This window comes from Chryseobacterium aurantiacum, from assembly GCF_003020585.1.
In the GTDB taxonomy this organism is placed as follows: Bacteria; Bacteroidota; Bacteroidia; order Flavobacteriales; family Weeksellaceae; genus Chryseobacterium; species Chryseobacterium aurantiacum.
In genome coordinates, this window is sequence record NZ_PXUE01000009.1 from 24,425 (window position 1) to 50,942 (window position 26,518).

Here is a 26,518-nt window from a genome sequence, read left to right on the forward strand (position 1 = left end):
GAAGAAATGAAAAAATTAATCTACATATGCTCATTCATGGTCCTTGCGGGCAGTACCGTTTCATGTGACAGGAGCCTTGATGAAATCAATAAAGATACCAGTAGAATTAATGAACCTGTTGCCAGTTCTTTACTGGTTCCCATCCAGTACAATATGGCTGCAGTAGGATATAACAGAGCCAATGATTTTACCTTCGATATTATGCAGGTTTCTCTGGATTTTCCTAATGAAGGAAACTCACTGAGTCGTTATTACATCACAGAAAACACAGGAAATGGCTTTTGGAATAACTCTTACAGATGGCTAAAGCAGGTAGATGATCTTAGAAAAGCTGCAGCCGCTGAGGGAGATAAAAACTATCAGGCCATCTCAATGGTGATGAACGCATGGATTTACTCCAACCTTACAGATACCTACGGAGATGTTCCGTTTTCTGAAGCATCACAATTAGACGGAAATATTACTCAACCAAAATTTGACAGGCAAAAGGATATTTATATAAAGCTATTGGATGACTTAAAAACGGCAAATTCTCTTTTTATAACCAATAAAATGCTTTCCGGAGGAGATTTATTCTACAAAGCAGATACGGATGCCAATGGAATTATCAACTGGAAGAAGTTTTGTAACTCACTTTCTTTAAGACTTTTGACAAGGATTTTGAACAGAGATGGAGAAGTGAACATTAAAGAAAGAATTCAGGAAATCACGAATAATCCAACAATATTTCCCATTTTCCAAAGTAATACAGATGCTGTAAAAGTAGATATTTCAGGAATTTATCCATTAATGCCTCCTATTGCAAGATACCAGGATTTTACAACGGGTAGAGCCGCTTCAGAATTCTTTGTAGAGAGCATGAAAGCTAATAATGATCCACGTATTCCCATGTTTTTCACTCAGGCAAAAGATCCTAAAGGAAATAATATTGGATATCTGGGAGCACCGTCAGGATATCCATTCGGAACCGTATTTACCAATCAGCCGTCAAACCTTAACCAGAATTTAGCTAAAGCACCATTGAAAATTTTTGTGTATCCCTATGCTGAACTTCAGTTTACACTGGCAGAACTGGCATTGAAAGGAATCATTTCCGGAAGTGCAAAGACCTATTATGAAAATGGAGTGAAAAGCTCTATAGAACAATGGGGATCAGTAGTTCCTGCCAATTATTTTGATAATCCGAATGTAGCCTTCGGAACAGGAAGTATGAAAAAAATTATGCATCAGAAATACCTGTCACTCTTCTTTGTAGATCAGCAGCAATGGTTTGAGAAAAGAAGAACAGGCTTCCCGGAACTTCCCAATAACGGCGGACTTTTAAACGATGGAAACCTTCCTCAAAGATTAATGTATCCACCTAATTCAAGAGTTTTAAATATGGAAAACTATCTGGCGGCAGTTCAGCAGATGGGTGGGGACAATATCAACGTGAAAATGTGGTGGAATAAATAAACGTAATAAGTAAAAAAGAAATAAAAATGAGTATCAAAATAAAACTTTTAATGCCCGGCCTATTAATTTCAGCAATGGCATTCTCCCAGTCTTCTGTTTCAGGATATGTTTACGAAGACAGCAATAAAAACCAAAAGAAAGAAAACAGGGAAAAAGGAATAGAAGGAGTGGCTGTTTCAAACGGGGTTCAGGTTGTATTGACTGATAAAAATGGACGTTACAGCTTGCCGGTTCAGGAAGATCAGACCGTTTTTGTGATCAAGCCATCGGGCTATCAGACGGCTTTAAACAATAATAATCTCCCACAGTTTTATCATCACCATAAGCCCAAGGGCTCTCCTGCAGATTTTAAATACAAAGGAGTAGCTCCTACCGGAGAGCTTCCTAAGGAATTAAACTTCCCACTTTATAAGCAAAATGAAGACAAAAATTTTGATATTCTGGTTTTTGGAGATCCACAGCCTTATACCGAGAAAGAGTTAGATTACTTTAAAAGAGGAATTGTAAATGAAGTTAAAAATACCAGAAAAAATGCAGTGCTGGGAATCAGCTTGGGAGATCTTGTAGGAGACAATCTAAGCTTGCAGAAACCTTATGCAGATGTAATGAAGGAAATAGGATTGCCTTGGTATAACGTCATGGGAAACCACGATATGAACTATGATGCTAAAGATGACCATCTTTCCGATGAAACTTTCGAATCCAATTTTGGTCCCGCCAATTATTCATTCAATTATGGAAACGTACACTTCATTATTCTGGATGACATCTTGTATCCTGATCCAAGAGATGGTAAAGGATATTGGGGTGGTTTCCGAGAAGACCAGCTGCAGTTTATTGAAAACGACCTGAAGTTGGTTGATAAAAACAAACTTATTGTAGTATCTTTTCATATTCCGTTAGAGCATAACAATGAAGACAGTTTCAGAAATGCAGACCGTCAGAAGTTATTCGATTTCCTAAATCCTTTCCAGAATGTATTGCTTTTATCGGCACATACCCATATTCAACAGCAGATTTTCTATGGTAAAAAAGCAGGTTGGAACGGTGTGAAAGAACTGCATGAATATAACGTAGGTACCACCTGCGGCGACTGGTATTCTGGAACACCGGACGAAGAGGGACTTCCTACTTCAACCATGAGAGACGGAACAGCCAAAGGATATTCATTCATCAGCTTTACAGATAATCAATATAAAGTAAAATATAAGACAGCCGGAAAACCGGAGGATTATCAAATCAAATTATATGTTCCCAAAGTAATTCCTTTCCCGTCAAAAACTTCAGCAAAAGTATTGGCTAACTTCTTTATGGGAAGCAAAAAAGACAAGGTTGAATACAGAATAGACAACGGAAAATGGGAAGAAATGGAGTATGATGAAACCATAGACCCTAATTTCGCTCTTTCTGTTTTCAAATGGGATACCACAGAGAAAATTTTACAGGGAAGAAGACCATCCAATCCGGAAATAGCTAAACATATCTGGGAAGCAGATTTCCCTAGAAAACTAGCCTTAGGAAAACATAAAGTTGAGGTTAGAGCCGTAGATATGTATGGAAATCAATTTTCGGCTTCAGAAGAATTTGAAGTGCAGAATGCCATCCAGATTCCTTAAGTTTTTCATTTTTTACTATACTTTTTTAGATTTAGTAGCCGGTTCATCGTGAGCCGGCTTTATTTTGAGCTGAGGTTGAAAAGGATGTACCACAAAAGTCACAAAAGAAATTTTGAGAATACATAAGAGTTTCATAAAACTTAAGTGCTCTTCTCAACAAGCTGCAGAATAAACTTCTTTTTACTTAAGTGTTAAAAATCTTTTGTGCCTTTAAATTCTCAAAGACCATTAAAAAACTATTAAATCTCCATTCTTTCCATTCCGTAAAAATGTTCTTTTGTAACTTTGTAACACGAAAAGTATTATTACTATGAATATAAACGGAAAAAATGCCATTGTAACAGGTGGCGGAAGAGGATTAGGGAAAGCTGTAGCATTAGCTTTGGCCAATGAAGGAGTGAATATTGCCATTACAGGAAGAAACGAAGAGAACCTTAAAAATACAGTTGACGAAATCCAAAAGTTAGGAGTAAATGCTGCCTATGCAGTATTCAGCATTGATGATGAAGCCGCTGTAAAAACAGGAATTGAAGCTTTAGCTGAAAAACTGGGTGGAGTAGATATTCTTGTGAACAATGCAGGTATCGGAGACTTCGGAACCATTGAAGATATGCCTTCTGAAACATGGGAACAAGTAATCAAAACCAATTTATTCGGAGTGTATTATGCAGCTAAGGCTGTACACCCATTTATGAAAGCTAAAGGAGAAGGAGATATTGTGAACGTAGCTTCCACAGCAGGATTAAAAGGAGGGCCAAATATGTCAGCTTACGCAGCTTCAAAGGCAGCAGTAGTTTCATTATCACAATCGATGATGGCAGAATGGAGAAAGCAAAATATCCGTGTGGTGACCTTAACGCCAAGTACAATTGCTTCTGACATGAGTATCCAGGGTGGGCTTACAGACGGAAATCCGGATACAGTGCTACAACCTGAGGATTTTGCAGAATGGGTAAGAGACATCCTAAAAATGAACAGAAGAGCATTAATTGCTAATGGTTCTATCTTCTCTACAAACCCATAGAAAGTTCAAAACTTAAAATTCAAGGGTAAGCTACAGAAACAACTCTAAGCATATCCTGAATAATGAGATCTAATAAAAGCGGGAGAATCCAATCAATGGAGTCCCGCTTTTTTATTTTACACCAAAAAATAGGTTTGTTTCTCACAGATCTTTCATTTTTCTCACATCAATCTGCTTAATCTCCATAATCAGCGAGAACTTCAAATTAGAATTCAATAGAAATAGGCTTTAGCCCATTTAACAAAATCATAAAATCCTCCGGCTTTAGTCAAAACTTCTCCTTTCTATTTTTTTAACAATAATAACATTAGTATTTTTGCAGCAAATTATTCACATGCAAAATTATTTAGAATTCAACTTCAAGATTTCTCCATTGCAACCTTGGAACGAGATATTAATGGCAGAACTTATTGAAATAGGTTTTGACAGCTTTACAGAAGAAATTCACGGAATTTTAGGGTATATCCAGACAGATTTGTTTCACGAAGATCAGCTTAAGGCCCTTTCAATCTTTGAAAACGAAAATGTAAAAATTGAGTATTCATATGAAGAAATGCCAAATATTAACTGGAATGAAGAGTGGGAAAAAAACTTTTCACCCATCAATATCGATGATAAAGTATTAATCAGAGCAGAGTTTCATGAATCTGTACCGGGAATGCATGAAATTATCATCCAGCCGAAAATGTCTTTCGGAACAGGACATCACCCAACAACACACCTGATGATCCAGCAGATGATGGATATCGACTTTACCGGAAAGAAAGTATTGGATATGGGGTGTGGAACTTCTGTATTGGCGATCTATGCAAAACAGCAAGGAGCAGGAGATACTAAGGCTATCGATATCGATGAATGGTCGGTAGAAAATTCAAAAGAAAATGCTGCCAGAAACAGTGTTGAACTTGATATTGAGCAGGGGACAGCAGATAACCTTGGTAAGGAACATTATGATATTATCCTGGCAAACATTAACCGAAATATTCTGATCTCAGATATTCCAACTTATGTTTCTGTGTTAAACGAAGGTGGTAAATTATTGCTTTCAGGACTTTGTTTCTTTGATGTAGATGATATTCTGGAAGTATGTAAAGAAAGTGGTCTTACCCTTAAAAAGCAGTTGCAGAGAGAAGAATGGGTAAGTTTATTGCTTGAAAAATAATTAAAAAAACAAAAAACAAATATGAAAACTTTATTGACCGCTTTATGTGTACTGATGTTGCAGCTCTTTGCAGCTCAGGATCATGAAGTGTATGCAGATGGTGTTTTTAGCTTTACAGAAAATAAAGTTCAGAAAGTTTTTACAGATTGGACCAGAGTAAGAAAAGAACCTGGTGTGAATGCTCAGACTACAGACTCGTTACAGACCAATCAAACGGTGATGGTTCTTCAAAAGGTAGAAACGGTTCCAGTTCTGAAATTAGGAGAAAGAAATGCCAATTGGTATAAGATTTCCTATCAGAAAGGAGATGTGACTTCCGAAGGATATGTCTGGGGAGGTAATCTTTGTGTAGGCTATCGTAATAAAAACGGGTATGATTTCCTTTTTGGTTTATCAAAAACAATAGATAGGAAAATTAAAACGCTTAATGAAACTGAGAAACAAAATATAGCAGGAATCAAAGTAATGGAGGGGAATACCCTGATTGATGAGGTATATTTTGATACAGGAAGAGGAGAAGAATTAAGTACTGCTGCATTCAATATTGAAAGCAACCACAAGTTACAGAATGTTGAGTTTACCCTGAAAGCAATGGTTTCGGGTGAAGCATGTGGTATTGCAACTTATGATCAATATGTTCTTTTTAAGGATAAAAAACTTATTGCACTTCCACAGCTGATGAATGTAGGGGACGCAGGTGCCTATTATCATAGTGAAGAATATGTTTTTCCTAATGATAAAGGAGGTATTTCCGATGCTTTTATCCTTAAGGTAGAAGATATGGAAACAGATGAAAAAGAAAGGGAAACCAAAAAACGATCTTCCAAAACTTATCTTTGGAATGGAAGTTCTTATAAATTGAAATAACCTCTTCATTAAAAATAAACCAACCACTGTACAATACAGTGGTTTTTTTTGTGGTAAAATCATAAAAACAGAGTCTTTCATAATTGAAAAAAATCAAATAAATTTAGGATATTAAAAAATGGATTAATGAATATATTGGATGATGTGCTTCCCATCTTGTTTTCTGTTCTGGTAGGAGGTATAATTGGGATTGAAAGAGAATATCAATTAAAATCTGCCGGATTGAGAACCATGATTCTGGTGACATTGGGTGCCTGTATTTTTACAATGCTTTCCATGAATTTAGGTGAAACAGGAAGTCCTGATCGTATAGCAGCCAATATCATCACCGGAATAGGCTTTGTAGGAGCAGGTGTTATCTTTAAGGAAGAAAACAGAGTTTCAGGTCTTACAACAGCTGTTACCATATGGATTTGTGCAGCATTGGGAATGACAATAGGAGCAGGGTACTATCAGGAAGCTACCATTGGTTCTGTGGTTGTATTTTTATTGCTCATCATGTTCAAGTATATCCAGAATGTTATCGACAGAATCAGTACCCGCTATACTTACCAAATTACCCTTTCATACGAAGAGGGAGTGATGGAGAAGTATGAAAGCCTTTTTAAAGAGAACCATTTAAAATCTATCAGAGGAAAGCAGGTGAGAAGCGGTGAGAAGTATACCATTATCTGGCGGGTACAGGGAGCTGCAAAAAACCATGAAATTTGCTCGAAAATCCTATTGAACGATACAATGATAGATGAATGTAAGTTTTGATGATAAATAAGCCTTTGCAACAGTGTAGAGGTTTTTATTTTGAATACTTCCTGTAGCTTACCACCGATAGGAATAAAAAATAGGATTGGAATCATCCAATCCTACCCAAACATGATTAAGTGTATAGTGTAGCCATAATGGCTATGGGGAATTTAAAGTTGCACAAAAAAAGATTTTTATTGATCCTTAATCAGGTTTCCCTACATCATAAAACTAACATTTAATGGCTCCCTTTTTAAAGCTTACCGCTGTAAAAGTAATACGAATAGCAATCCATGAGAGTAAAAGTTAAGCTGATGCAGCAAAATAGGCCGGTGAAACGTAATTTTCATGTCATGAAGTGATAAATAGAATCATCTCTAACAGAATATCTATAAAAGCAGGATCTTGTGAGTATTTTTTGAATGTATAATAATTGTTAAATTTGGATACTGGTTTTAGCATGTAATCCGTAAACGGTTAATAAGAAAATAAAAGGACGAAAAAATTGTAAAATGACTGACGTATTTGAAAATTACCTATCCTCAACAGGAGTACTATCAGCCGAGGAAATTAATTTTTCTGCTCAGTTCTTCAAATCGATCCACTTAAAAAAGGGTGATTTTTTTGTTCGTGAGGATGAGTCCTGCCGTCATATTGGATTTATCGCCAGTGGTGCTGTAAAGGCATATGCTATCGACAAAGAAGGAAAGGAAAATATAACCTGCTTCAAATTTGAAAAGGAATTTGTCACTTCGTTTCCGGAGTTTGTGGCGCAGAAAAAATCCAGAAGAAGTATTAGGGCTATAGAAGATAGCATAATCTATAGGATAAGCTATCCGGACTATCAATATCTGCTTGGTCAGGTGACCGCTTGGAACGGAGTTCTAAAATCAGTGATGGAACAGGAATATAGCCAAAAGGAACGCTATCTGCTGAATTACAATAATAGGTCGGCTGTGGATAAATACTTTCATGTACTTGCTAGCGAGCCGATACTCGTCCAGCGTGTTTCTACGCAGGATCTGGCATCATACCTCGGTATCACGCAACGATCACTTACACGGGCAAAGGGACAAATACATAGACCCAACCCCTTATAGGACAAATGTCCTTACGCAGCCTTGATCAGCGATGTAGATTTGCACAAAAAAAGATGCTACGTCAAATTGCTCCCGAAGTGTTTCAGATTCCATTGATGCCACGAAACAGTATCAATTGCTATATAATTGAAGATGTATTGGTAGACTCCGGAATACGGAGTTCATACACCACTATAAAGAACGCTATCCAGAAAATTCCGGTTTCTCAACATGTACTGACCCATGCCCATGCAGACCACCAAGGCTGTAGTGATCAGATTTGCGCTGAGTTCAAGATACCCTTACTCTGTCATCCCAACGAAGTTTTTAGGACTGAAACAGGTCTGGTCACCAACGATTATCCAACTCCACAACATTGGATAGCAAAACTTCAACAAATGTACTGGGCAGGTCAGGGACATAAAGTAGAACGAACAATTGTTGAAAATGATAGGATTGGAAACTTTCAGGTAATAGAGACACCCGGACATTCGGCAGGTCATATTTCTTTATTCCGAGAACGAGATGGTGTCCTGATCATCGGAGATGTGGCGACAAATATGAATCTGCTCACAACAGCGACAGGTCTGCGGCTTCCGCCCAACATATTCACCTCCGATCAGCAACGTAACATCAAATCGCTCCAGAAGTTAGCAGAGCTGAATCCTGCCATTATCTGCTTTGGGCACGGGCCGGTCATGCGAAATACAGATCGGAAGTTTGAGAAATTTGTGGCTAAATGCAGTGCGGTTATCCAAAGATAGATAGTGTTGTTTAATGGACTTACCTTATCTCATCTTCAAAAATTGCAAAATCCTGAAAAAACATAATAAACTTAAGGGATTTCGAATTGAAGAAAAAGTGTTGTAGAAAATATGTGGAAGCACTTGTATAAAGTTTCTTAAAAGTAATAAAAGAATTCTATCTTCGAACATAGAACTCTAAATGTCCCAATAGTAAAAGCTCGGGTCATAGATTTTTATGGGTATAAAAAAAGAGACAACTATCAAATAGTTGTCTCTTTAAGTGAGCGCGAAAGGATTCGAACCTTTGACCGTCTGCTTAGAAGGCAGATGCTCTATCCAGCTGAGCTACGCACCCTTAAAATCTTGAAAAAGTCGGGGCGGCAGGATTCGAACCTGCGACCTCCTGGTCCCAAACCAGGCGCGATGACCGGACTACGCTACGCCCCGAGGGTGTCATCAGTAACGAATTTTACTTCGTTTTTGCGGTTGCAAAGGTACAATACTTTTTGGAATAAAAAAATAAAATGTAGAATAAATTTCAATTAATTTTTCGTGAACCCTTTTTGAGTAATTATACTTGTTTAATAACCATGATCTTATATTATTTTACATAAAAATGGAAAAAAATATTTTTGTTTCAGTTTTATGCTATTTGTAATGCTTATTGAGCTCAAGTAGTAAATAGAGGTATCATAGGAATTGAGAGAGATCAAAAACAAAAAAGACCCACAATTTCTTGTGAGTCTTTAAGTGAGCGCGAAAGGATTCGAACCTTTGACCGTCTGCTTAGAAGGCAGATGCTCTATCCAGCTGAGCTACGCACCCTTAAAATCTTGAAAAAGTCGGGGCGGCAGGATTCGAACCTGCGACCTCCTGGTCCCAAACCAGGCGCGATGACCGGACTACGCTACGCCCCGAGATGGCCATCAATAACGAATTTTACATCGTTTTTGGGGTTGCAAAGTTGCAATACTTTTTGGAATAAAAAAAATAAAATGAGAAGAATTTTTAATTATTTTTTCGTGAACACTTTTTATTGTCTTTACTGAGTTAATAACCATGGATTTATGATATCCGAAAAATATTTATTTTTTTTCAACCCATAGGAAGACTTGGAACAAAAGATGGTAAGAACAATATTTTTAAAATCCTTACGAAACAAAAAATTAAGCAAACAGTTTCTTTTTATAATCTAAAAATAAGAAAATCTCCCTTAATTCCTATATTTGCCGGATGAAACGATTAATGTTGATGAGCCTGCTTTTCCCGGTACTTATTTTCTCTCAGACAAGCGGAAAAGTAATCAAAATTTCAGATGGAGATACAATCACCTTGCTTTTAAAAGGAAACGAACAAAAAAAGCTTAGGCTGGCTGAGGTAGACTGCCCGGAAAATGGACAGCCATTTGGGAAAAATGCCAAGCAGTTTACTTCGGCTCAGGTATTTGGTAAAACAGTTAAGTTTATTGAAACCAATAAAGACCGCTATGGTCGCTCCGTAGCCAAGGTTTACTATGATAATGGTAAATACCTTTCAAAAGAGCTTATAAAAGCAGGAATGGGGTGGTGGTACTTCTCTTATTCCAAAGATGCTTCTTTGGGGCAATTACAGCAAAACGCACAACGTACCAAGACAGGCTTGTGGCAGGATGTTCATGCAATGGCGCCTTGGGCTTACAGAAAAATGAAGAGAGAGCAGAGAAGTAAAAAATATCAGGTTGCCAAAAATTAATAATAGAAATATTGGGTGAAGTGGATTTTACTTCAGAATATTCATTTAATAATAATTTTGAAAGAAAATTACACAGTTGTTGATTTTGATTTATAAAACATTGTTTTTCAATGTTTTGTAATTACTCGTACTCTTTTTTATAACTATTCATACCTGTTTTTTTTTGATAAATGAGGTCGAATACTTTTATTCGGTCGCAGAAGAGATTTTACTTTTTCAAATTTGTATCGAAATAATTTTATAACATTAAATAACGATACAATGAAAACTTCATTCACCTTTTTAGCAGTTCTTTTATTAATTAGCAGTTTGTCTTTTGGGCAAGATTTTTCCAAAAAAATTGATTCCATTATAAAGGATAATTATCAAAAAAATCCTGATGTAGGAATTAGTGTTGGTTTTATCAGTAATAATAAAGAGTTTTTCACAGCATATGGTAAATTGAGCAAAGAAAGTAAGGTTGATATTGATAAGAATTCCATATTTGAAATTGCTTCTATTACAAAGATCCTAACCTCCAATTTGATTGCGCAGGCTGTTATTGATCATAAATTTAAAGTAGATGATTATATAGATAACTATTTGCCAAAAAGATATGTTTTAAATTCAAATCTTAAAAACAAAATAAAAATTTCAGATCTGGCATCTCATCAATCTGGTTTACCTGACCTTGATTTTGGTAAATTAATGGAATTGAATCCACAGCAGCCGGTAAGTAGCGTAACAGAGCAATCTTTAGCCTCTATAATCAATAATTGTACTGAACTTATTGACTACGGGAAGTATCGTTATTCTACTATTGGGTATACTTTACTTGGAGAGATTTTAGAAACGGTATATGCTAAAAGTTATGATGAAATAATTCGTGGGAAAATAATAGGTCCTTTAAAAATGAAAAATACATTAACAAAGGATTTCAATGTGAAAAATAGAACAACAGGTTATAATCCTGATGGAGGAGTTCAGGAATTCTTCAAATGGAATGTTACTGCGCCAGCCGGATTGGTGAAATCAAATGCTTCTGATATGGTAAAATATCTAAAAGCAATTTTAACCCCGGGGAACCCTGTTTCTGAAGCAGCACTGATAACCGAAAAGATCTATTATAAAGATGAAAAAAGAGAAATGGGATTAGGGCTTGGTGTGAGTACTGATGAGCAAAATACAATCTACCTAAAGTCGGGAGACTCTATGGGGCAATCTTCCATCATTTGCTATAATAGAGCAAAAAAATGGGGCATTATTATTCTTTTGACCCAGAGAAATTCAAAAATGAGACAGAACCTGCTTAATACAATCTATGATAAAGTCTTGAAATAAATTCTAGATCTAAATTTTAAAAACTGCTTCAAATGCTGAAGCAGTTTTTTTATAATGATATTGATAAAGTGTATTGTAACCCTTAAAAATTCATTAATATTGTTTAGTATATTCAGAGTGCACAGGGTGTGTATTTTCGAGTTGAAAGCAACTTTAAGTTCATTGATGCTTATGCTAAAAACAATAGAGATGAGGTCTATAATAATACCTGTATTTATTACTCTTTTTTCAATAACATTATTTCATTCACAGACTTCTGAAAGGAAATTTGTATCCATTAACAATAAACAAATGGCGTATAAAACTTTTGGGCTTGATGAAAGAAAGGCTAATGAACCAATTGTAGTCTTTGAAAGTGGGCTTGGTTCAGGTGGCGGTGGCTATGGAAGTTTGTTTCCTTTTATTCAAAAAAAGTATTCAGGGATAGTTTATGATAGGAATGGAATTGGAGAATCAGAAATTGACACTTCTGTAAAGACAGATGAAGAAGTTATAAGAAGGCTTCATGACTTGTTAACTGAATTGAAAATAAGTCCGCCCTATCTATTGGTAGGACATTCAATAGGTGGTCCATTTGTACGTTTATATGCTTCAATATATCCCAATGAGGTTTGTGGTCTGTTTTTCATAGATCCAACAGATTTTATGCTTACCAAAGAAGAAGACAATAAAGTGAAAGTAAATACATCAAGCTCGACAGGGTATAGGGAATTATTTGCTATAAACCTTAGAAACATCATCAATGATAGTTCTACATCCAATGGTTTTCGAAATGAGGCACAGAGAGAGCTGAATGAAAGTTCACCTGAATTCTTTAAAAAATACAAATCCTTACGGCCTCTTAAAGATATTCCTGTAACCGTAATGATTTCGTACAACAAACATATTGAGCATTATGAAACCGAAATGAATGAAAAATTGAAATTAGGGATCAATCTAATCCCGTGGTGGAAAGAATTGGATGAATTAAGAATAAACCATTATGCAGAGATGATAAAGAATAATAGTAATAGTCAGCTTATTCTGTTGCCTCGCTATAGCCATGGAATACACCAACAAGATCCAAAGATTGTAGCAGAAGCTTTAAGCAATACATATGAAAGATGTCTAACTTCCTTAAAAAGCAAGTAGAAATAATAGAAATTTTAGTATTTGAAAATGAAGTAGGCTTGTTTACAATGAATGGAAGTTCCAGAAAAAATTGTGATAATGAATCATGTATAAAAAAATAACGCCATTTAAAACATATGTTCTAAATGGCGTTATTTGTGAGCGCGAAAGGATTCGAACCTTTGACCGTCTGCTTAGAAGGCAGATGCTCTATCCAGCTGAGCTACGCACCCTTAAAAGTGATTTTGCTTAACTTAATAAGCTCATTAAAAAGTCGGGGCGGCAGGATTCGAACCTGCGACCTCCTGGTCCCAAACCAGGCGCGATGACCGGACTACGCTACGCCCCGAGAGTATATAAATGAGCGGAGGGTAAGGGATTCGAACCCTTGCGACACTTTCGCGTCGACAGTTTAGCAAACTGCTCCATTAACCACTCTGGCAACCCTCCTTTTTGTTTATTTTTTAATGATCGTTGTTCCGTTATTGCGAGTGCAAATATAGAATAGATTTCTTTATTTACCAAATAAAATTCAAGAAAATTTTGTGTATTTTTGAACTAATAAATCATCCAAAAACCAAACTGATGCGTAAGACATTATATATCATCGGATTAAGCACTTTCGTTTTTTCATGTACTTCCCAGCAAAATGTGAAAAAAAATACTTACAAACCGAAAACCCCAGTGGTACAGCCAAAACCCGTAGCTAAAACACAAACTCCGGAAGCTCCAAAACCAAAAATTACAAACGAACACGGAGTAGAATTTTTTACTACTAATATAGCAGACGCAACAAAAAATGATAATACCGCAAGTTACGGTTCTATTGTATCTGCAAAACCGGTAGGATATAAGGTAGTAAAAACTTATTTCCCTGCCGTTGCCCAAAATTTCAGACAACGTTATCTTATATTACATTATACAGCACTTCCGGACGATAAGTCCATTACAGTTCTTACACAGCAGGCTGTAAGTGCCCACTACCTGGTCAATAATACAGGAGATAAAGAAATCTATCAATTGGTAGATGAGAATAAGCGTGCATACCATGCAGGAGTAAGCTCATGGAGAAGCGACAAAAATCTAAATGATACTTCAATAGGAATTGAAATTGTAAATGCAGGCTTCCCTAATGGAACCGGTACAAGAGTATTTGCTCCTTTTAGTGATGATCAGGTAAGAAAAGTAGCAGCATTGGCTAAAGATATTATCACAAGATATCAAATTCCGGCTACCAACGTACTTGCTCATGCAGATATTGCGCCTACAAGAAAGCAGGATCCAGGACCTATGTTCCCATGGAAAAAGCTGTATGATGAATACCAGATAGGAATGTGGTACGACCAGACGACCAAACAGGATTACTTTGATCTTGCACAAACAGATTTTGCCGTAAAATATAGTGATCCGTCATTTATTATCGGTATTCAGACTGCATTGCAGAAATTCGGATATGGAATAGAGCTTAGCGGAAAATGGGATGATGCCACCAAGAAGACCATTGAAGCATTTCAATATCACTTCCGTCCACAAAACTATGACGGAATCATGGATGCTGAAACATGGGCAATACTGCAAGCTTTGAATGTAAAATATTCAGTAAAATAAATTCAGATTAAAGCGCATCGATTAGATGCGTTTTTGCTATCTTTAAACGATCAAAAACAGTAAAATATCTGTAATGGAAAATTTCAGAAAAGAGAGTGATCTATTAGGCGAATTGAACGTGCCTTTAGATGCTTATTATGGGGTTCAGACACAAAGAGCAATCAATAACTTCAAGATTTCGGGACAGCTTTTGTCTTCGTATCCGGATTTTATCAAAGGATTGGCTTTCGTAAAAAAAGCAGCAGCAAAAACAAATTATGAATTAGGTCTTCTTGATGAAAGCCTGTATTTCAAAATAGCAGAAGCGTGCGACGAAATTGTAGATGGGAAATATCATGACCAGTTTCCGGTAGACATGATTCAAGGTGGCGCAGGAACTTCAATCAATATGAATGCGAATGAAGTAATTGCCAACGTTGTATTAGAAAAATTAGGAAAGAATAAAGGAGAGTATGAATTTTGCTCACCAAACGATCATATTAACCTTTCGCAGTCTACCAATGATGCTTATCCTACAGCCATCAAAATGGGATTGTTGCAGATGAATATCGGTCTGGTAGAAAAACTAGAAAAAATTATAGCAGCTTTCCGTGCAAAAGGAGAAGAATTCCATGATGTTATTAAAATGGGACGTACGCAGCTTCAGGATGCCGTACCTATGACATTAGGACAGGAGTTTGAGGCATATGCAGCTACTTTGGAAGAAGATATTTCCAAGCTGAATAATAATGCTAGCCTTTTTGTAGAAGTGAATATGGGAGCCACAGCTATTGGAACAGGATTAAATGCTCCGGTAGGATATGCAGTTCTTTGCGCTAAGAATTTGGCTCAGATTACAGGATATCCGGTTATCTCTGCACCTAACCTGGTAGAAGCAACTCCGGATACAGGATCTTATGTGATTTACTCTTCTGCAATGAAGCGTCTTGCTGTAAAACTATCTAAAATCTGTAATGATTTAAGATTACTTTCATCAGGGCCAAGAGCAGGATTATTCGAAATCAATCTTCCTCCAATGCAGCCAGGTTCTTCCATCATGCCGGGTAAAGTAAACCCTGTTATTCCGGAAGTGGTTAACCAGGTGTGCTTTAAAGTGTTTGGAAATGACCTGACAGTAACTTTTGCTGCAGAAGCAGGACAATTGCAACTTAACGTAATGGAGCCTGTACTTTCCCACGCTATTATGGAGAACATCAATTTCCTTTGCAATGCATTGGATACGCTTCGTGAAAAATGTGTAGTAGGAATTACAGCCAATAAAGAAGTGTGCCTGAACATGGTGAAACACAGCATTGGAATTGTAACAGCACTTAATCCTTATATTGGCTACAAACAATCCACAGAGATTGCAAAAGAAGCACTAGAAACAGGAAAAAGCGTTTACAACCTTGTATTGGAAAAAGGAATTCTTTCCCAGGAAAAACTGGACGAAATCCTTGACCCCAAAAACATGCTGAAACCGCATAACAAATAACATACAATAAGTGCTAAGTGGCAACTTTAGGTCACTTAGCACTTGTTATTCATCATTTATAAAATAATTCGTGAGGTTTTTAATCATTATTCCTGCCCACAACGAAGAGCAGAACCTCTCATTCACTCTGGATTCCCTGCAAAAGCAAAGGAACAGAGACTTTAAGGTAGTGGTCATTAATGACGGATCCACAGATAAAACACCCGAAGTCATCAGGAAATATACAGAGAGTGATTCCCGCTTTGAAACCATTAATCTTCAAAAATCAGAGCATCAGCCAGGATCCAAAGTTGTTCATGCTTTTAAAAACGGTTTGCAGACCCAATCTCTTGATGAGTTTGATATCATCTGTAAATTTGATGCCGATATTATTCTTCCCGAAAACTATCTGGAAGCTATAGCGCACACCTTTATAGACAATCCAACATATGGATTAGTAGGAGGTTTGCTCTATGTAGAAAAAGAAGGAAGCTGGGTATATGAGGGAAATTCCAATAAACATCATGTAAGAGGCCCAATGAAAGCTTACCGAAAAGAATGCTTTGTTGAAATGGGTGGTTTAAGGGAAACCCTAGGCTGGGATAATATAGACTCCATACTGCTGGAACACTTGGGGTGGAAGGAAATTGTCTTGCCGGAACTACATGTAAAACTGATTAAGGTAAAAGGAGCAGACTATACCATAAAACCTGCTGACTACTACGGCAGATACTTCTATTTCCTTGGATTAAGCAGATTTCTGGCTTATATTGCTTCCTCAAAAGAGGCCATGAAAAGTAAGTCACCTTCATTTTTCTTTGATATTATTAAAGCTTATGAAGCCTGCAAATCTCAAAAACTAGAACTGAAAATTACAAAAAAAGAGCAGAAAGCCGTTAATGACCAACGCTGGAGAATGTTGAAGAAAAAATGGTTGAAAATGTAGGAGAAAATGATGTAAGGGGACAAATCTTATCAATATCAATAGGAATGGGTTTTAACCCATTTAATCATAAAATAAAAATTCAATTGGCTTTAGCCAAAATCTATTTAATACAATTAATCAGTGAAAAAAATAGCCTACATAGAAATTGATACCCACGCAGAAATAGCACAGGCTTTCATGGATATCATGGAGGGGAATCAATCTTTCAGTGTAGATTATTACTTTTCAAAAAAAATTAAGGACCAGGTCAACGAATCTGATGCAGCAGTATTTCTGTCGGATAGTTCCATGATCTTAGATCAACTGAAAACCAAAAAATATGATCTGGTTATTATCGGAACTGTTCACCGTTTTTTCAATACATTTTTGGCGATAACAAAAAAATACAATACAGCCATTGTTACCCATAACCTGAACTTTACAAAAGCTTCAAAGCTGGACTTGATAAAAAGTGTATTCAAAGGAGATATCATGTACAGATTGAAACTTTGGTGGAAAGAAGGCTTGCTTTACTCTAACAAGGTATATCAAAAATCAGGATCTCTAGTGGTTTTGGATGAAGCGTTGATTTCAGATAGACATCAGTTTTTACCTCTTTTTTATACAAGAACATTTAACAGAACTGAAAATAAAAACCTGATTATTGTTATTCCTGGTGGTGTTTCACAGAAAAGGAGGGATTATAATCATATTTTTAAAACCATCCAGAAAATAGGGACAGGGATGAACTGTGAATTTGTATTCCTTGGTAAAGCAAAGGATCACGAATTAAAAAAACTCGAAAACTTATCTTTAACAATATCCCAAAATATCACGATTACTTATTTTTCAGAAAGAGTTTCTGCCACAGATTTTGAAAAATGGATGCAAAAAGCCAATGTTCTTTGGTGTCCTATTCAACAGGAAACCGAGTTTCTTAGCATCAAAGAAGTATATGGAAAAACCAAGATGACAGGGAACCTAGGAGATGCTATTGCCTATGGAAAACTGGCTGTTTTTCCTAATAACTATCCATCAAAGCTAGATTTTATTCTGGCTGAAAAAGAAAACGTTCAAGATCAATTGAATGGGCTTTCAGATAATTATTTTGATTTCCAAAAAAGCTACAGTAAAGAAGAAGTTCAAAAAAGATTGGAACAGCTGTTAAATAAGCTTGTTTCTAAATAAAAATTTCTTTTTTTTAGCCGGATTTACTTTCTCAACTTTCTTAGTTTGCTATTTGAACTTAAAAATACTCTTAATAAACCTCGCATTCAGATAATCTTCTATCGGGAAAATCTTTGTAAAATAATTTCCAACGTAGATTAATGCTAAAACTACAGCCGGTTTATAAATCAGATTGATGAAATTGCTGTGGAAGTTCGGTAAAACAATAGCTACAGTAATAGCTAAAGTACAAATGATGGAAACAAAGATCATTTCGATCGTTAATGGTGAAACCTTAAATACAAAGTAGTTAAATACAATCTTGACCACGTTGTAAATGGTCAGTGAAATTGCAGTAGATAAAGCAATTCCGATAAGCTTCAGATCCGTATTCTTGATGAAATAATAATTCAGTCCAATAGTTAATCCAGCCAACAAAAGCATCACCAAAATATTGAATCTGTAGTATCTTGAGAGCGAAATAATATTTCCGTTGAATCCTGTGGCAAGATCAATTAAAACTGCAGATCCCCAGATCCATACAACAGGTTCATATTCCCTAAGCATAGTTCCGTTTTTTGGCATAAACTGCGTAAGATAAGGGAACCCAACCATAATACATGAGAACAGAACAGCTCCTAAAAAGTATAAAGACAACGAGGTTTTTTTATGAAACCTGTCTAGTTCTTCCATGTCTCCATCGGCCAGTGTTTTGTTGATGATAGGAGCGGAAATATTGAACAACCCCAGCTGTGGTATTGAAATCAAAGAGATTAAAGCATACAGAACAGAATAAATTCCAACCTCTTCCATTCCCATAAATTCCCCAATCATAAAACTGTTAATGGCCAGGTAATTTCCAAAAGTTCCTAAAAATCCGAAGAAGCTGTAATTGAAAAACTGCTGCCAGAAATTATTTTTCTTGAAGTAATCCGTATTGAAATCAAGCTGAATTTTTTCCAGTTTGTTGGTGTAATAAATATACCCAAAAAGCATCAGGGTAAATATACCGAAGAAAAACGAGAATGCAATTTTTTGGGATAACGCAAAATAATAAAACAGGCAGAAAGCTCCAAGGTTGGCTATTTTTGGAAACAAATTGTCAAAGATATTAGACACCACAATTCTTTTGTAATTGGAGGTGTATTTATTGAAAATAGCACAAAATGAAAGGATTAAAATCAAAGGAAGAATCATTTCCTTAATTTTCCATGCTTCTGAATGTCTGAATTTTGGATAAAAATAAGGCAGTATAAAAAATACAGCCGTAAAAATGAGAAAGTTGAAAAAAACAGTAAGTAATGACAGTGATAACATGTTTTGTTTTTTGCCATCCTTTTCTACCGTATGAAAAAACTTTACATTGGAATAGGAGATACCCAGTACCACAAAAGGAACCAACATTTCAGCAGTAGGAAGAATATAGCGAAGCTTTCCGTAAAATTCAAAATCATTAGGAAAAATGAAAATTGCGGAAACTGTGCCCAGCAAAAAACCAATATAACCAATAATGGAATATTTGAAGCCTTGTCTCGCTACTACACTCATAAAGTTGTTTTAAGGGTTTTTAGGTATAAAAATAATATTGTTGATGTACTGAGTTTTATTTTTTTCGTCGCTTGTATTTTGTAGCAGAATGTCTTCCGTAAGTATTTCCAGAATGAAGCTTTCCCTGTTCAGGTACTTGGCTTCATATCCCCAGCTTTTTACTTTAGAGATTTCATTCCATATTGGTGTTTGGTGGTGCCTTTGTTCCATCTCAACCATAAGGGTTGGAAGAAACTGTTTGATGGTCTCTCTTGCTCCCAAAAGAGTCTTTATTTCATTTCCTTCAACATCGATCTTGATAAAATCTAATCTGCTGAAGTGTTCTATTGCTGCCCATTCGTCTAGTTTGATCACCTTTACCTTTTCGGTGTAGCTTTTTTCTTCACCTTTTTCCTTGTAGGAGGTATTTAAAGTTCCGCGGGAAGCAATTGTTTTTCCATTAATAATCGGAACCTTGAACTCGGCTACCGTATTTTCGTCAGAAAGCGCCAAAGGAAGTACCCGCATCGTGGGGAATAGTCTTTTCAGTCTTCTGTAAAGCTTTTTATTAGGCTCAAAAGCATAGATGTGCTCATGATCCAGCTTATTCTCCAGCTGATATAAGAAAGTTCCTACATTGGCACCAATATCCAGTATAATAGCATTTTTAGGAAGGTATTCCTTGATCCATACCAGTTCCGGTTCTACATTGCGTTCCGAAAAATTATTTTTATTAAGATTATTTAGGGTCTTAAAATATCTTTTTTTGTAAAAATTCGGACTTATATATTGTAGTTTTTCTGCAATTTTTTGGTATAAAGACATCCTTAGCTTTTTGACGAATAGCAAAGATAAACAAAAATGTAAAACTTATCTTAAAAAATGTTAAATATAATCTGTTGATTTTCAATGAAAAGGCTTTGCTGTCTGTTTTTCATGAAAAATGAGTTTTAACAGGTTATTGATTTGTCACATAGACACCTCTGGTTGATGAACAGTCTATTAAAAAGGATTAAAGTCAAAAAAATGAACATTTAATATTTTGAGGCTTAAAATTAATTTAGGGAATCCCACACAATGAAATTCCCTGGAATATTTAATAATACGGATACATTAATTAAAAGGAGTGTTCAGGAAATCATTAAATGGTTTCATCAGTTTAAAGATTTTGGCCATATTCTTTACTGCATTTTTGTCCAGAACCTCTTCGTCTTTCAAGTGGTACACCACAATAAAGTTTTTAAGTTTTAAATATTCAGCCATTGGATCTTCCTTTTCAAAACCTTGAGGAATTTTTTTCAGCTTATCATCCTGATCAAGTTCCGGGAAATATTTTTTAAAATCTTTATTGTTTAGGATTTTGAGAAAATCATCACCATATAAGGAGACTTCCTTTCGTACCTCTTTCAATACAGAAGATTCAGGCATGTAGATTCCTCCTGCCAAAAAGGATTTGCCGGGTTCCATATGAAGATAGTATCCTCCTTTCTGATTTCCTTTGCCCATTCCCAGGGACGCGCCGAAATTTGTTTTATAAGGTGACTTGTCCTTTGAAAATCGGGTGTCTCGGTAAATTCTAAATAATGCTTTTTTGCTGTCAATTTTAGCAAGCTCCTCATCAAAACCGGACATTTCTTTGATCAGGTCATCCAGAAAACTAATAATGTTTCCCTGAGAATCCGTATACAGATCTTTGTTTTCATTAAACCATTCACGGTTGTTATTGCTGCTTAATTTTTTTAGAAAATCAAATGTTTTGGGAGAAATACTGGCTGGCATATAGTGTTGGTATTTTATTTTGGTTAACTTTACTTGAAATCTGGGGTTTTTTGAATTTTTTTTATTTCGAACCTTGAACTTTATCTCCTGAATTTCAAAATCATCCCAATATTCAAATTTACATAATAAGGAAGAAAATTAAAATAAAAAATTGCAATTCTGTAGTTTTGTTTGAAAATTCATAAATAGTACCAAAAAAATCAATCTACTTTAATAAAAAAAAATATTGTTTAGTAAGTCTTTAATTATAGAGGTGTTTTTTTATGTTTTATTTTTTAAAAATTAAGAAAATATTAAAGAATTGTGAATTTAAGTTTGTATATTTAAAACTTTGTTTAAAAACAAGTCAAATATTTATTGTATCTTTGCAAAAATTTTAAAATAGTTAATGAATTTATTTACGGAAACCAATTTAAGTCCTGATATCCTTAAGGCAATTGGCGAACTGGGCTACGAAAGCCCAACAGAAATCCAAAAACAGACTATCCCTTTTATTCTTTCAGATATTCGCGACTTGATCGCACTTGCGCAAACAGGGACAGGCAAGACAGCAGCGTTTTCGCTTCCGATTTTGGATATGATTGACGATACGAGTCGCAAAATCCAATTATTGGTGCTTTGTCCGACACGGGAATTATGTCTTCAGATTTCGAAGGACATAAAGAATTACTCTAAGTACATGAAGGACATCAAAACCACAGCGGTTTATGGTGGAAGTAGTATTGTAGAGCAGATGAGATCTTTGAGGGATAAACCACAGATTATTGTGGGAACTCCAGGAAGAGTAATTGATCTTATCAACAGAAAAGCACTAGACTTTTCTGCTATTCATTGGTTGGTATTAGACGAGGCTGATGAAATGCTTTCTATGGGATTCAAAGACGAATTGGAAACCATTCTAAGAGAAACTCCGGAAACTAAACAAACTTTCTTATTCTCGGCTACGATGAATAAAGAAGTGGAAAGAATTTCCAAAAATTACCTTACAAAACCACACCGTATTTCAGTAGGTTCTATCAACGAAGTGAAGAAGAACATTACTCACGAATATTATGTGGTAGGGTACCGTCAGAAAAAAGAAGCATTGAAGAGATTAATTGATGCAAACCCTAACCAGTATTCCATTATTTTCTGTAGAACAAGAATGGAAACTCAGGAAGTTGCTGACTTCTTGATGCAGAATGGTTATGCAGCAGATGCTCTTCACGGTGATCTTTCTCAGGCACAGAGAGATACGGTAATGAAGAAATTCAGATTGAAGAACATTGATATTCTTGTGGCTACAGACGTTGCAGCAAGAGGATTGGATGTAAACTCTCTGACTCACGTTATTCACTTCTCTTTACCAGATGATCCTGAAGTATTTGTTCACAGAAGTGGAAGAACAGGTAGAGCTGGAAAAGACGGTATTTCTATGGCTTTAATTAAGCCGGAAGAAAGCAGAAAATTGAAGCAAATCAAGTCTGCTACAAAAATTGAAATTAACGAGAAGTTTATCCCAACAGGAGACCAGATTATCAAGGCTCAGGTAGGAGGTGTTTTCGAGAAATTATTCACGGAGCATGAAGACTTATTCGAATTTGATGATAGCTTAATCCCGGATCTAAGTAAATTTACAAAAGAAGAATTGGTGCACCAGTTGTTACAATTCCAATTAAAGGATCTTGCTTTATATTACAAAGACAAACATGATCTTGTTGAGCAGAAATTGAGCAGCAGAGATGATGATTACTCAAGAAGAGACCGTGGACGTGATAGAGACAGAGATAGAGGTCGTGACAGAGATTCTAGAGATAGCAGAGACAGAGATCGCGGAAGAGATAGAGATCGTGGTGGAAAACCAAGAAGAAAAGATGAGAACATGGTAAGGTTCTTCTTTAATCTTGGAAAGAAAGATCACTTGAAGAAACTAGATGTTTTAGATATTATCAATAAAGCTACAGGCGATGGAAAAAGCAAGAAAAGAGCTGAAATTGGAGATATCGAAATTTTAGAGAAATTCTCTTTCTTCGAGGTTGAAAAATCGTTCAAAGACAATGTCTTGAGCAATATTCAATCCATGAAGTTCAAAGGAAAAGATATGAGGGCTGAAGTTGCAAACTAACCCCTTGTTCATACCATACAAAACCGGCAGTAATGTCGGTTTTTTTATTTGATAATCAGTTGCTAAGCGAATGTTAACAAAACTTAATGTTATATAGTTTCACGTGCGATCCTTTTTTAGGAAATTTGCACTCGAATTATAAATACTAAAAAATGGGAATTGGTAATATTTTCCACGCTTTTCAACCCAAAGATAAAATCTTCTTTGTACTTTTTGAAAAGGTAACTGAAAACCTAGTTGCAATGTCTGAGGAATTCAACACTGGAATCAAGGATTTCGATCTTAATGACGATTCAATGTTGAAAAAAATGAGTGACTTCGAACATAAAAATGACGAACTTACTCACGAGATCTTCGTAGAACTAGGGAAAAACTTCATCACACCTTTCGATCGTGAAGATATTCACACATTAGCAACAGGATTAGACGATATTGCTGATTATATCTACGCTTCTACAAAATATATCTTCCTATACAAATCTCCGGAGATGAAAGCTTACTCAGATTTCTCTCTATTGATCCACAAAGCATGTCTTGAAATTCAGAATGCAATGAAGAACCTTAAAGGGTTCAAGAATATGGAGCAGGTAAAAGAAGCTTGTATTAAAGTAAACTCTATTGAAAATATTGCAGATGACTTGCTTTCCAACTCAATGGTAGAATTATTTGAAACCAATGATGCTATTAACATTATTAAAGTTTCATCTGTATTGAACTATCTTGAAATCGTAACCGATAAAGCAGAAGATGTTGCCAATACGATTGAGAACATCATGATTAAATACGCCTAAACAATATTTAACATAGCAAAAAATGGAATTTCCGATTTTACTTACAGTTATTATTGCTTTAGCCTTAATTTTCGATTATATTAATGGTTTTCATGATGCTGCGAATTCAATTGCAACGATTGTTTCTACAAAGGTTTTAACTCCGTTTCAGGCTGTTCTTTGGGCAGCACTTTGGAACTTTGCCGCTTTCTTTTTAGCAGCTTACGTAATTGGGGAGTTTAGAATTGGTAACACTATTGCAAAAACTGTCAACGAAAATTTTATTAATCTTGAAGTAATATTTTCGGGCCTTATTGCAGCTATTGCCTGGAACCTTTTGACATGGTGGTTTGGTATACCGTCATCATCGTCACATACCCTTATTGGTGGGTTTCTAGGAGCAGCATTAATGCACGCTTTTATGTTGGATTATCATGATATTGTAGCTGCTCACCCGGATTTAGGCTTTTTCGATACATTGAAGCAGGCTTTTAGTAAGGTGACAACTCAGGATATCGTGAAGTTTGATAAAGTAATACCTATTTTCTTGTTCATTTTTATGGCACCGATTATAGGGATGATTATATCAATTATTATTACCCTGATTATTGTACATATTTTTAAGAGATCTAATCCTCACAAAGCAGATAAAACATTCAAGAAGCTTCAGTTGGTTTCTTCCGCCTTATTTAGCGTGGGACATGGTTTGAATGATGCTCAGAAAGTAATGGGTATTATTGGAGCAGCACTTATCTATTATCATGTTGAAATGCTGCATGATCCAATTTATATGAACATTCCTGCTGCAGGACGTTTCGATTACTTTGCTCAGCATTACCTTTGGGTTCCTTTGGTTTCATTCCTTGCGATTGGTTTAGGTACCATGAGTGGAGGGTGGAAGATCATTAAGACAATGGGAACTAAGATTACTAAGGTAACCTCATTGGAAGGAGTAAGTGCAGAAACTGCAGGAGCAATTACCCTTTTTATTACTGATCATTTGAGTATTCCTGTATCTACTACACATACAATTACAGGTTCTATCATCGGGGTTGGATTAACGAAAAGAATTTCAGCCGTAAGATGGGGAATTACAGTAAGCTTACTTTGGGCTTGGGTACTAACCATTCCAATTTCAGCTATTGTAGCAGGAATTACCTATCTTTTGGTAACTTTCCTTTCCTAAGATAAAAATTACAACTTATTATATAAACTTTGTCCATTTGGACAAAGTTTTTTGTTTTGTAAAGCCTCGAAAAATCGTATTTTTGTTCAAATTATAAGATTTTATGGAATTTTTAGACAGATACCAACAGATTGTTGCTGATGCCATTAATAAGTACACTTTTAAAGATAAACCTACAGAGCTGTATGATCCGATGAATTACATTATTTCCCACGGTGGAAAGCGTCTTCGTCCTATTATGGTGCTAATGGCTTGTGATCTGTTTGGGGGAGACCTTAAACAGGCTATCAAACCGGCTTTGGCTATTGAATTTTTCCATAACTTCACCCTGATCCATGATGATATTATGGATGAGGCTCCTTTAAGAAGGAATAAGCCTACAATTCATACGTTACACGGTATAAACGTTGGAATTCTTTCCGGAGACGGATTAATGCTTAAGGCATACAAATTTTTTGAAGATCTTGAGCCTGAAATCTTCAAGGCTTGTATCAGAATTTTCACCCATACCGGACTTCTATTGTGCGAAGGACAGCAATATGATATCAATTTTGAAACTCAGGAAAATGTGACCTTTGAGGATTATATCAGAATGATTACCTATAAAACAGGGGTCTTAAGTGCTTCTTCTTTTGAAATCGGAGCCTTAATTGCAAGAGCTGACTTCAAGGATGCAAAAGCTATCTTCAACTTTGGTAAGCACATCGGAATTGCCTTCCAGATTATGGACGATTATCTTGATGTCTTCGGAGATCAGGCGCAGTTTGGTAAAAAACATGCAGGGGACATCTATGAAAATAAGAAAACAGTTCTTTATCTGTTGGCAAAAGAACATGCTACAGAAGAGGAAAGAAAGGAACTGGATTACTGGTATTCTAAAAAGACAGATAATATCGATAAAATATACGGAGTTGAAAAGATCTTCAGAAGAACAAAAGTAGACGAAAAAGCACTCCGTTTAATTGAAAAACATAACGAAATTGGTCAAAGCTATCTTCAGAAAATCGACATTCCTGAGGAAAAGAAAAAACCATTCATTGAATTGGCCAACTATTTATTGAGAAGAGAAAGCTAAATATAGGCAGCAGAGGGGTAGGTAACGGTTATCAGTAATGATCTGCTACCTACTTCCTGCCACCTAATACCTG

22 protein-coding genes and 7 tRNA genes are annotated in these 26,518 nt (G+C 35.8%); 19 read left to right on the forward strand and 10 right to left on the reverse strand.

Annotation, left to right across the window (positions count from 1 at the left end; translation table 11 throughout):
• The first annotated feature begins 6 nt into the window (after positions 1-6).
• The 8 genes from C7D53_RS20300 to C7D53_RS20335 all read left to right on the forward strand — a co-directional run bounded on the left by C7D53_RS20300 (position 7) and on the right by C7D53_RS20335 (position 8,708).
• Positions 7-1,455 (forward strand): SusD/RagB family nutrient-binding outer membrane lipoprotein, encoded by a 1,449-nt coding sequence (locus tag C7D53_RS20300; protein WP_106918223.1) that lies wholly within the window; start codon positions 7-9, stop codon positions 1,453-1,455.
• Between the two features lie 50 nt (positions 1,456-1,505).
• A complete protein-coding gene (locus tag C7D53_RS20305) occupies positions 1,506-3,071 on the forward strand; it encodes a calcineurin-like phosphoesterase C-terminal domain-containing protein (protein WP_106918224.1) in 1,566 nt (521 codons plus the stop codon).
• A gap of 310 nt (positions 3,072-3,381) precedes the next feature.
• A complete protein-coding gene (locus C7D53_RS20310; protein ID WP_106918225.1) occupies positions 3,382-4,095 on the forward strand; it encodes a 3-ketoacyl-ACP reductase in 714 nt (237 codons plus the stop codon).
• Between the two features lie 334 nt (positions 4,096-4,429).
• Entirely contained in the window at positions 4,430-5,257 is an 828-nt protein-coding gene (gene prmA / locus C7D53_RS20315; protein WP_106918226.1) for a 50S ribosomal protein L11 methyltransferase, read from the forward strand.
• A gap of 21 nt (positions 5,258-5,278) precedes the next feature.
• Positions 5,279-6,124, forward strand: coding sequence for an SH3 domain-containing protein (locus tag C7D53_RS20320; RefSeq protein WP_106918227.1), 846 nt, complete (start codon positions 5,279-5,281; stop codon positions 6,122-6,124).
• A gap of 126 nt (positions 6,125-6,250) precedes the next feature.
• Complete coding sequence (locus C7D53_RS20325) at positions 6,251-6,883, forward strand: MgtC/SapB family protein (protein ID WP_106918228.1); 633 nt, start codon at positions 6,251-6,253, stop codon at positions 6,881-6,883.
• Between the two features lie 494 nt (positions 6,884-7,377).
• Positions 7,378-7,965, forward strand: coding sequence for a Crp/Fnr family transcriptional regulator (locus tag C7D53_RS20330; RefSeq protein WP_106918229.1), 588 nt, complete (start codon positions 7,378-7,380; stop codon positions 7,963-7,965).
• 53 nt (positions 7,966-8,018) lie between these two features.
• Positions 8,019-8,708, forward strand: a complete 690-nt coding sequence (locus C7D53_RS20335) for an MBL fold metallo-hydrolase (protein ID WP_106918230.1) — start codon at positions 8,019-8,021, stop codon at positions 8,706-8,708.
• Between the two features lie 263 nt (positions 8,709-8,971).
• Here C7D53_RS20335 and C7D53_RS20340 read toward each other — a convergent pair.
• From C7D53_RS20340 to C7D53_RS20355, 4 genes are all read right to left on the reverse strand, one after another.
• Positions 8,972-9,045: transfer RNA gene (locus C7D53_RS20340), tRNA-Arg, on the reverse strand.
• Between the two features lie 17 nt (positions 9,046-9,062).
• A tRNA-Pro gene (locus tag C7D53_RS20345) sits at positions 9,063-9,137 on the reverse strand.
• Between the two features lie 304 nt (positions 9,138-9,441).
• Positions 9,442-9,515, reverse strand: a tRNA-Arg gene (locus tag C7D53_RS20350).
• Positions 9,516-9,532: 17 nt separating this feature from the next.
• A tRNA-Pro gene (locus C7D53_RS20355) sits at positions 9,533-9,607 on the reverse strand.
• 316 nt (positions 9,608-9,923) lie between these two features.
• Between C7D53_RS20355 and C7D53_RS20360 the strand changes: the two genes are divergently transcribed.
• The 3 genes from C7D53_RS20360 (at position 9,924) to C7D53_RS20370 (ending at position 12,872) form a co-directional block, all read left to right on the forward strand.
• Entirely contained in the window at positions 9,924-10,421 is a 498-nt protein-coding gene (locus C7D53_RS20360; protein ID WP_106918231.1) for a thermonuclease family protein, read from the forward strand.
• Positions 10,422-10,682: 261 nt separating this feature from the next.
• A complete protein-coding gene (locus C7D53_RS20365; RefSeq protein WP_106918232.1) occupies positions 10,683-11,741 on the forward strand; it encodes a serine hydrolase domain-containing protein in 1,059 nt (352 codons plus the stop codon).
• A gap of 291 nt (positions 11,742-12,032) precedes the next feature.
• On the forward strand, positions 12,033-12,872 hold the full coding sequence (locus tag C7D53_RS20370) for an alpha/beta fold hydrolase (protein WP_162926240.1): 840 nt from the start codon (positions 12,033-12,035) through the stop codon (positions 12,870-12,872).
• Positions 12,873-13,010: 138 nt separating this feature from the next.
• Here C7D53_RS20370 and C7D53_RS20375 read toward each other — a convergent pair.
• From C7D53_RS20375 to C7D53_RS20385, 3 genes are all read right to left on the reverse strand, one after another.
• Positions 13,011-13,084, reverse strand: a tRNA-Arg gene (locus tag C7D53_RS20375).
• A 41-nt stretch (positions 13,085-13,125) separates the two neighbouring features.
• Positions 13,126-13,200, reverse strand: a tRNA-Pro gene (locus C7D53_RS20380).
• A gap of 16 nt (positions 13,201-13,216) precedes the next feature.
• Positions 13,217-13,301: transfer RNA gene (locus C7D53_RS20385), tRNA-Ser, on the reverse strand.
• A 135-nt stretch (positions 13,302-13,436) separates the two neighbouring features.
• On the opposite strand from C7D53_RS20385, the gene C7D53_RS20390 reads away from it, so the two are divergent.
• From C7D53_RS20390 to C7D53_RS20405, 4 genes are all read left to right on the forward strand, one after another.
• Entirely contained in the window at positions 13,437-14,459 is a 1,023-nt protein-coding gene (locus tag C7D53_RS20390) for an N-acetylmuramoyl-L-alanine amidase (RefSeq protein ID WP_106918234.1), read from the forward strand.
• A 73-nt stretch (positions 14,460-14,532) separates the two neighbouring features.
• Positions 14,533-15,933: an aspartate ammonia-lyase gene (aspA, locus tag C7D53_RS20395; protein ID WP_106918235.1), complete on the forward strand. Its 1,401-nt coding sequence runs from the start codon at positions 14,533-14,535 to the stop codon at positions 15,931-15,933.
• A gap of 70 nt (positions 15,934-16,003) precedes the next feature.
• Entirely contained in the window at positions 16,004-16,858 is an 855-nt protein-coding gene (locus C7D53_RS20400) for a glycosyltransferase (protein WP_106918236.1), read from the forward strand.
• 120 nt (positions 16,859-16,978) lie between these two features.
• On the forward strand, positions 16,979-18,025 hold the full coding sequence (locus C7D53_RS20405) for a hypothetical protein (protein ID WP_106918237.1): 1,047 nt from the start codon (positions 16,979-16,981) through the stop codon (positions 18,023-18,025).
• Positions 18,026-18,073: 48 nt separating this feature from the next.
• Here the strand turns inward: C7D53_RS20405 and C7D53_RS20410 are convergent, their stop codons facing one another.
• From C7D53_RS20410 to C7D53_RS20420, 3 genes are all read right to left on the reverse strand, one after another.
• Positions 18,074-19,552, reverse strand: coding sequence for a lipopolysaccharide biosynthesis protein (locus C7D53_RS20410; protein WP_106918238.1), 1,479 nt, complete (start codon positions 19,550-19,552; stop codon positions 18,074-18,076).
• 9 nt (positions 19,553-19,561) lie between these two features.
• Complete coding sequence (locus tag C7D53_RS20415) at positions 19,562-20,356, reverse strand: FkbM family methyltransferase (RefSeq protein ID WP_106918239.1); 795 nt, start codon at positions 20,354-20,356, stop codon at positions 19,562-19,564.
• Positions 20,357-20,644: 288 nt separating this feature from the next.
• Entirely contained in the window at positions 20,645-21,310 is a 666-nt protein-coding gene (locus tag C7D53_RS20420; RefSeq protein ID WP_106918240.1) for a DUF2461 domain-containing protein, read from the reverse strand.
• A gap of 388 nt (positions 21,311-21,698) precedes the next feature.
• On the opposite strand from C7D53_RS20420, the gene C7D53_RS20425 reads away from it, so the two are divergent.
• From C7D53_RS20425 to C7D53_RS20440, 4 genes are all read left to right on the forward strand, one after another.
• Positions 21,699-23,414, forward strand: coding sequence for a DEAD/DEAH box helicase (locus tag C7D53_RS20425; protein WP_106918241.1), 1,716 nt, complete (start codon positions 21,699-21,701; stop codon positions 23,412-23,414).
• A gap of 152 nt (positions 23,415-23,566) precedes the next feature.
• Entirely contained in the window at positions 23,567-24,205 is a 639-nt protein-coding gene (locus tag C7D53_RS20430) for a DUF47 domain-containing protein (RefSeq protein WP_027374906.1), read from the forward strand.
• Between the two features lie 22 nt (positions 24,206-24,227).
• Positions 24,228-25,370 (forward strand): inorganic phosphate transporter, encoded by a 1,143-nt coding sequence (locus C7D53_RS20435; protein WP_106918242.1) that lies wholly within the window; start codon positions 24,228-24,230, stop codon positions 25,368-25,370.
• Positions 25,371-25,473: 103 nt separating this feature from the next.
• Positions 25,474-26,445 (forward strand): polyprenyl synthetase family protein, encoded by a 972-nt coding sequence (locus C7D53_RS20440; RefSeq protein WP_106918243.1) that lies wholly within the window; start codon positions 25,474-25,476, stop codon positions 26,443-26,445.
• The last annotated feature ends 73 nt before the right edge of the window (positions 26,446-26,518 follow it).

What these genes read in the sequence shown, in the direction of transcription:
- C7D53_RS20300 (WP_106918223.1), top strand. Translation starts at nt 7, where the DNA reads ATGAAAAAATTAATCTACATATGCTCATTCATGGTCCTTGCGGGCAGT.
- C7D53_RS20305 (WP_106918224.1), top strand. Translation starts at nt 1,506, where the DNA reads ATGCCCGGCCTATTAATTTCAGCAATGGCATTCTCCCAGTCTTCTGTT.
- C7D53_RS20310 (WP_106918225.1), top strand. Translation starts at nt 3,382, where the DNA reads ATGAATATAAACGGAAAAAATGCCATTGTAACAGGTGGCGGAAGAGGA.
- prmA (WP_106918226.1), top strand. Translation starts at nt 4,430, where the DNA reads ATGCAAAATTATTTAGAATTCAACTTCAAGATTTCTCCATTGCAACCT.
- C7D53_RS20320 (WP_106918227.1), top strand. Translation starts at nt 5,279, where the DNA reads ATGAAAACTTTATTGACCGCTTTATGTGTACTGATGTTGCAGCTCTTT.
- C7D53_RS20325 (WP_106918228.1), top strand. Translation starts at nt 6,251, where the DNA reads ATGAATATATTGGATGATGTGCTTCCCATCTTGTTTTCTGTTCTGGTA.
- C7D53_RS20330 (WP_106918229.1), top strand. Translation starts at nt 7,378, where the DNA reads ATGACTGACGTATTTGAAAATTACCTATCCTCAACAGGAGTACTATCA.
- C7D53_RS20335 (WP_106918230.1), top strand. Translation starts at nt 8,019, where the DNA reads ATGCTACGTCAAATTGCTCCCGAAGTGTTTCAGATTCCATTGATGCCA.
- C7D53_RS20360 (WP_106918231.1), top strand. Translation starts at nt 9,924, where the DNA reads ATGAAACGATTAATGTTGATGAGCCTGCTTTTCCCGGTACTTATTTTC.
- C7D53_RS20365 (WP_106918232.1), top strand. Translation starts at nt 10,683, where the DNA reads ATGAAAACTTCATTCACCTTTTTAGCAGTTCTTTTATTAATTAGCAGT.
- C7D53_RS20370 (WP_162926240.1), top strand. Translation starts at nt 12,033, where the DNA reads ATGGCGTATAAAACTTTTGGGCTTGATGAAAGAAAGGCTAATGAACCA.
- C7D53_RS20390 (WP_106918234.1), top strand. Translation starts at nt 13,437, where the DNA reads ATGCGTAAGACATTATATATCATCGGATTAAGCACTTTCGTTTTTTCA.
- aspA (WP_106918235.1), top strand. Translation starts at nt 14,533, where the DNA reads ATGGAAAATTTCAGAAAAGAGAGTGATCTATTAGGCGAATTGAACGTG.
- C7D53_RS20410 (WP_106918238.1), bottom strand. Translation starts at nt 19,552, where the DNA reads ATGAGTGTAGTAGCGAGACAAGGCTTCAAATATTCCATTATTGGTTAT.
- C7D53_RS20415 (WP_106918239.1), bottom strand. Translation starts at nt 20,356, where the DNA reads ATGTCTTTATACCAAAAAATTGCAGAAAAACTACAATATATAAGTCCG.
- C7D53_RS20420 (WP_106918240.1), bottom strand. Translation starts at nt 21,310, where the DNA reads ATGCCAGCCAGTATTTCTCCCAAAACATTTGATTTTCTAAAAAAATTA.
- C7D53_RS20425 (WP_106918241.1), top strand. Translation starts at nt 21,699, where the DNA reads ATGAATTTATTTACGGAAACCAATTTAAGTCCTGATATCCTTAAGGCA.
- C7D53_RS20430 (WP_027374906.1), top strand. Translation starts at nt 23,567, where the DNA reads ATGGGAATTGGTAATATTTTCCACGCTTTTCAACCCAAAGATAAAATC.
- C7D53_RS20435 (WP_106918242.1), top strand. Translation starts at nt 24,228, where the DNA reads ATGGAATTTCCGATTTTACTTACAGTTATTATTGCTTTAGCCTTAATT.
- C7D53_RS20440 (WP_106918243.1), top strand. Translation starts at nt 25,474, where the DNA reads ATGGAATTTTTAGACAGATACCAACAGATTGTTGCTGATGCCATTAAT.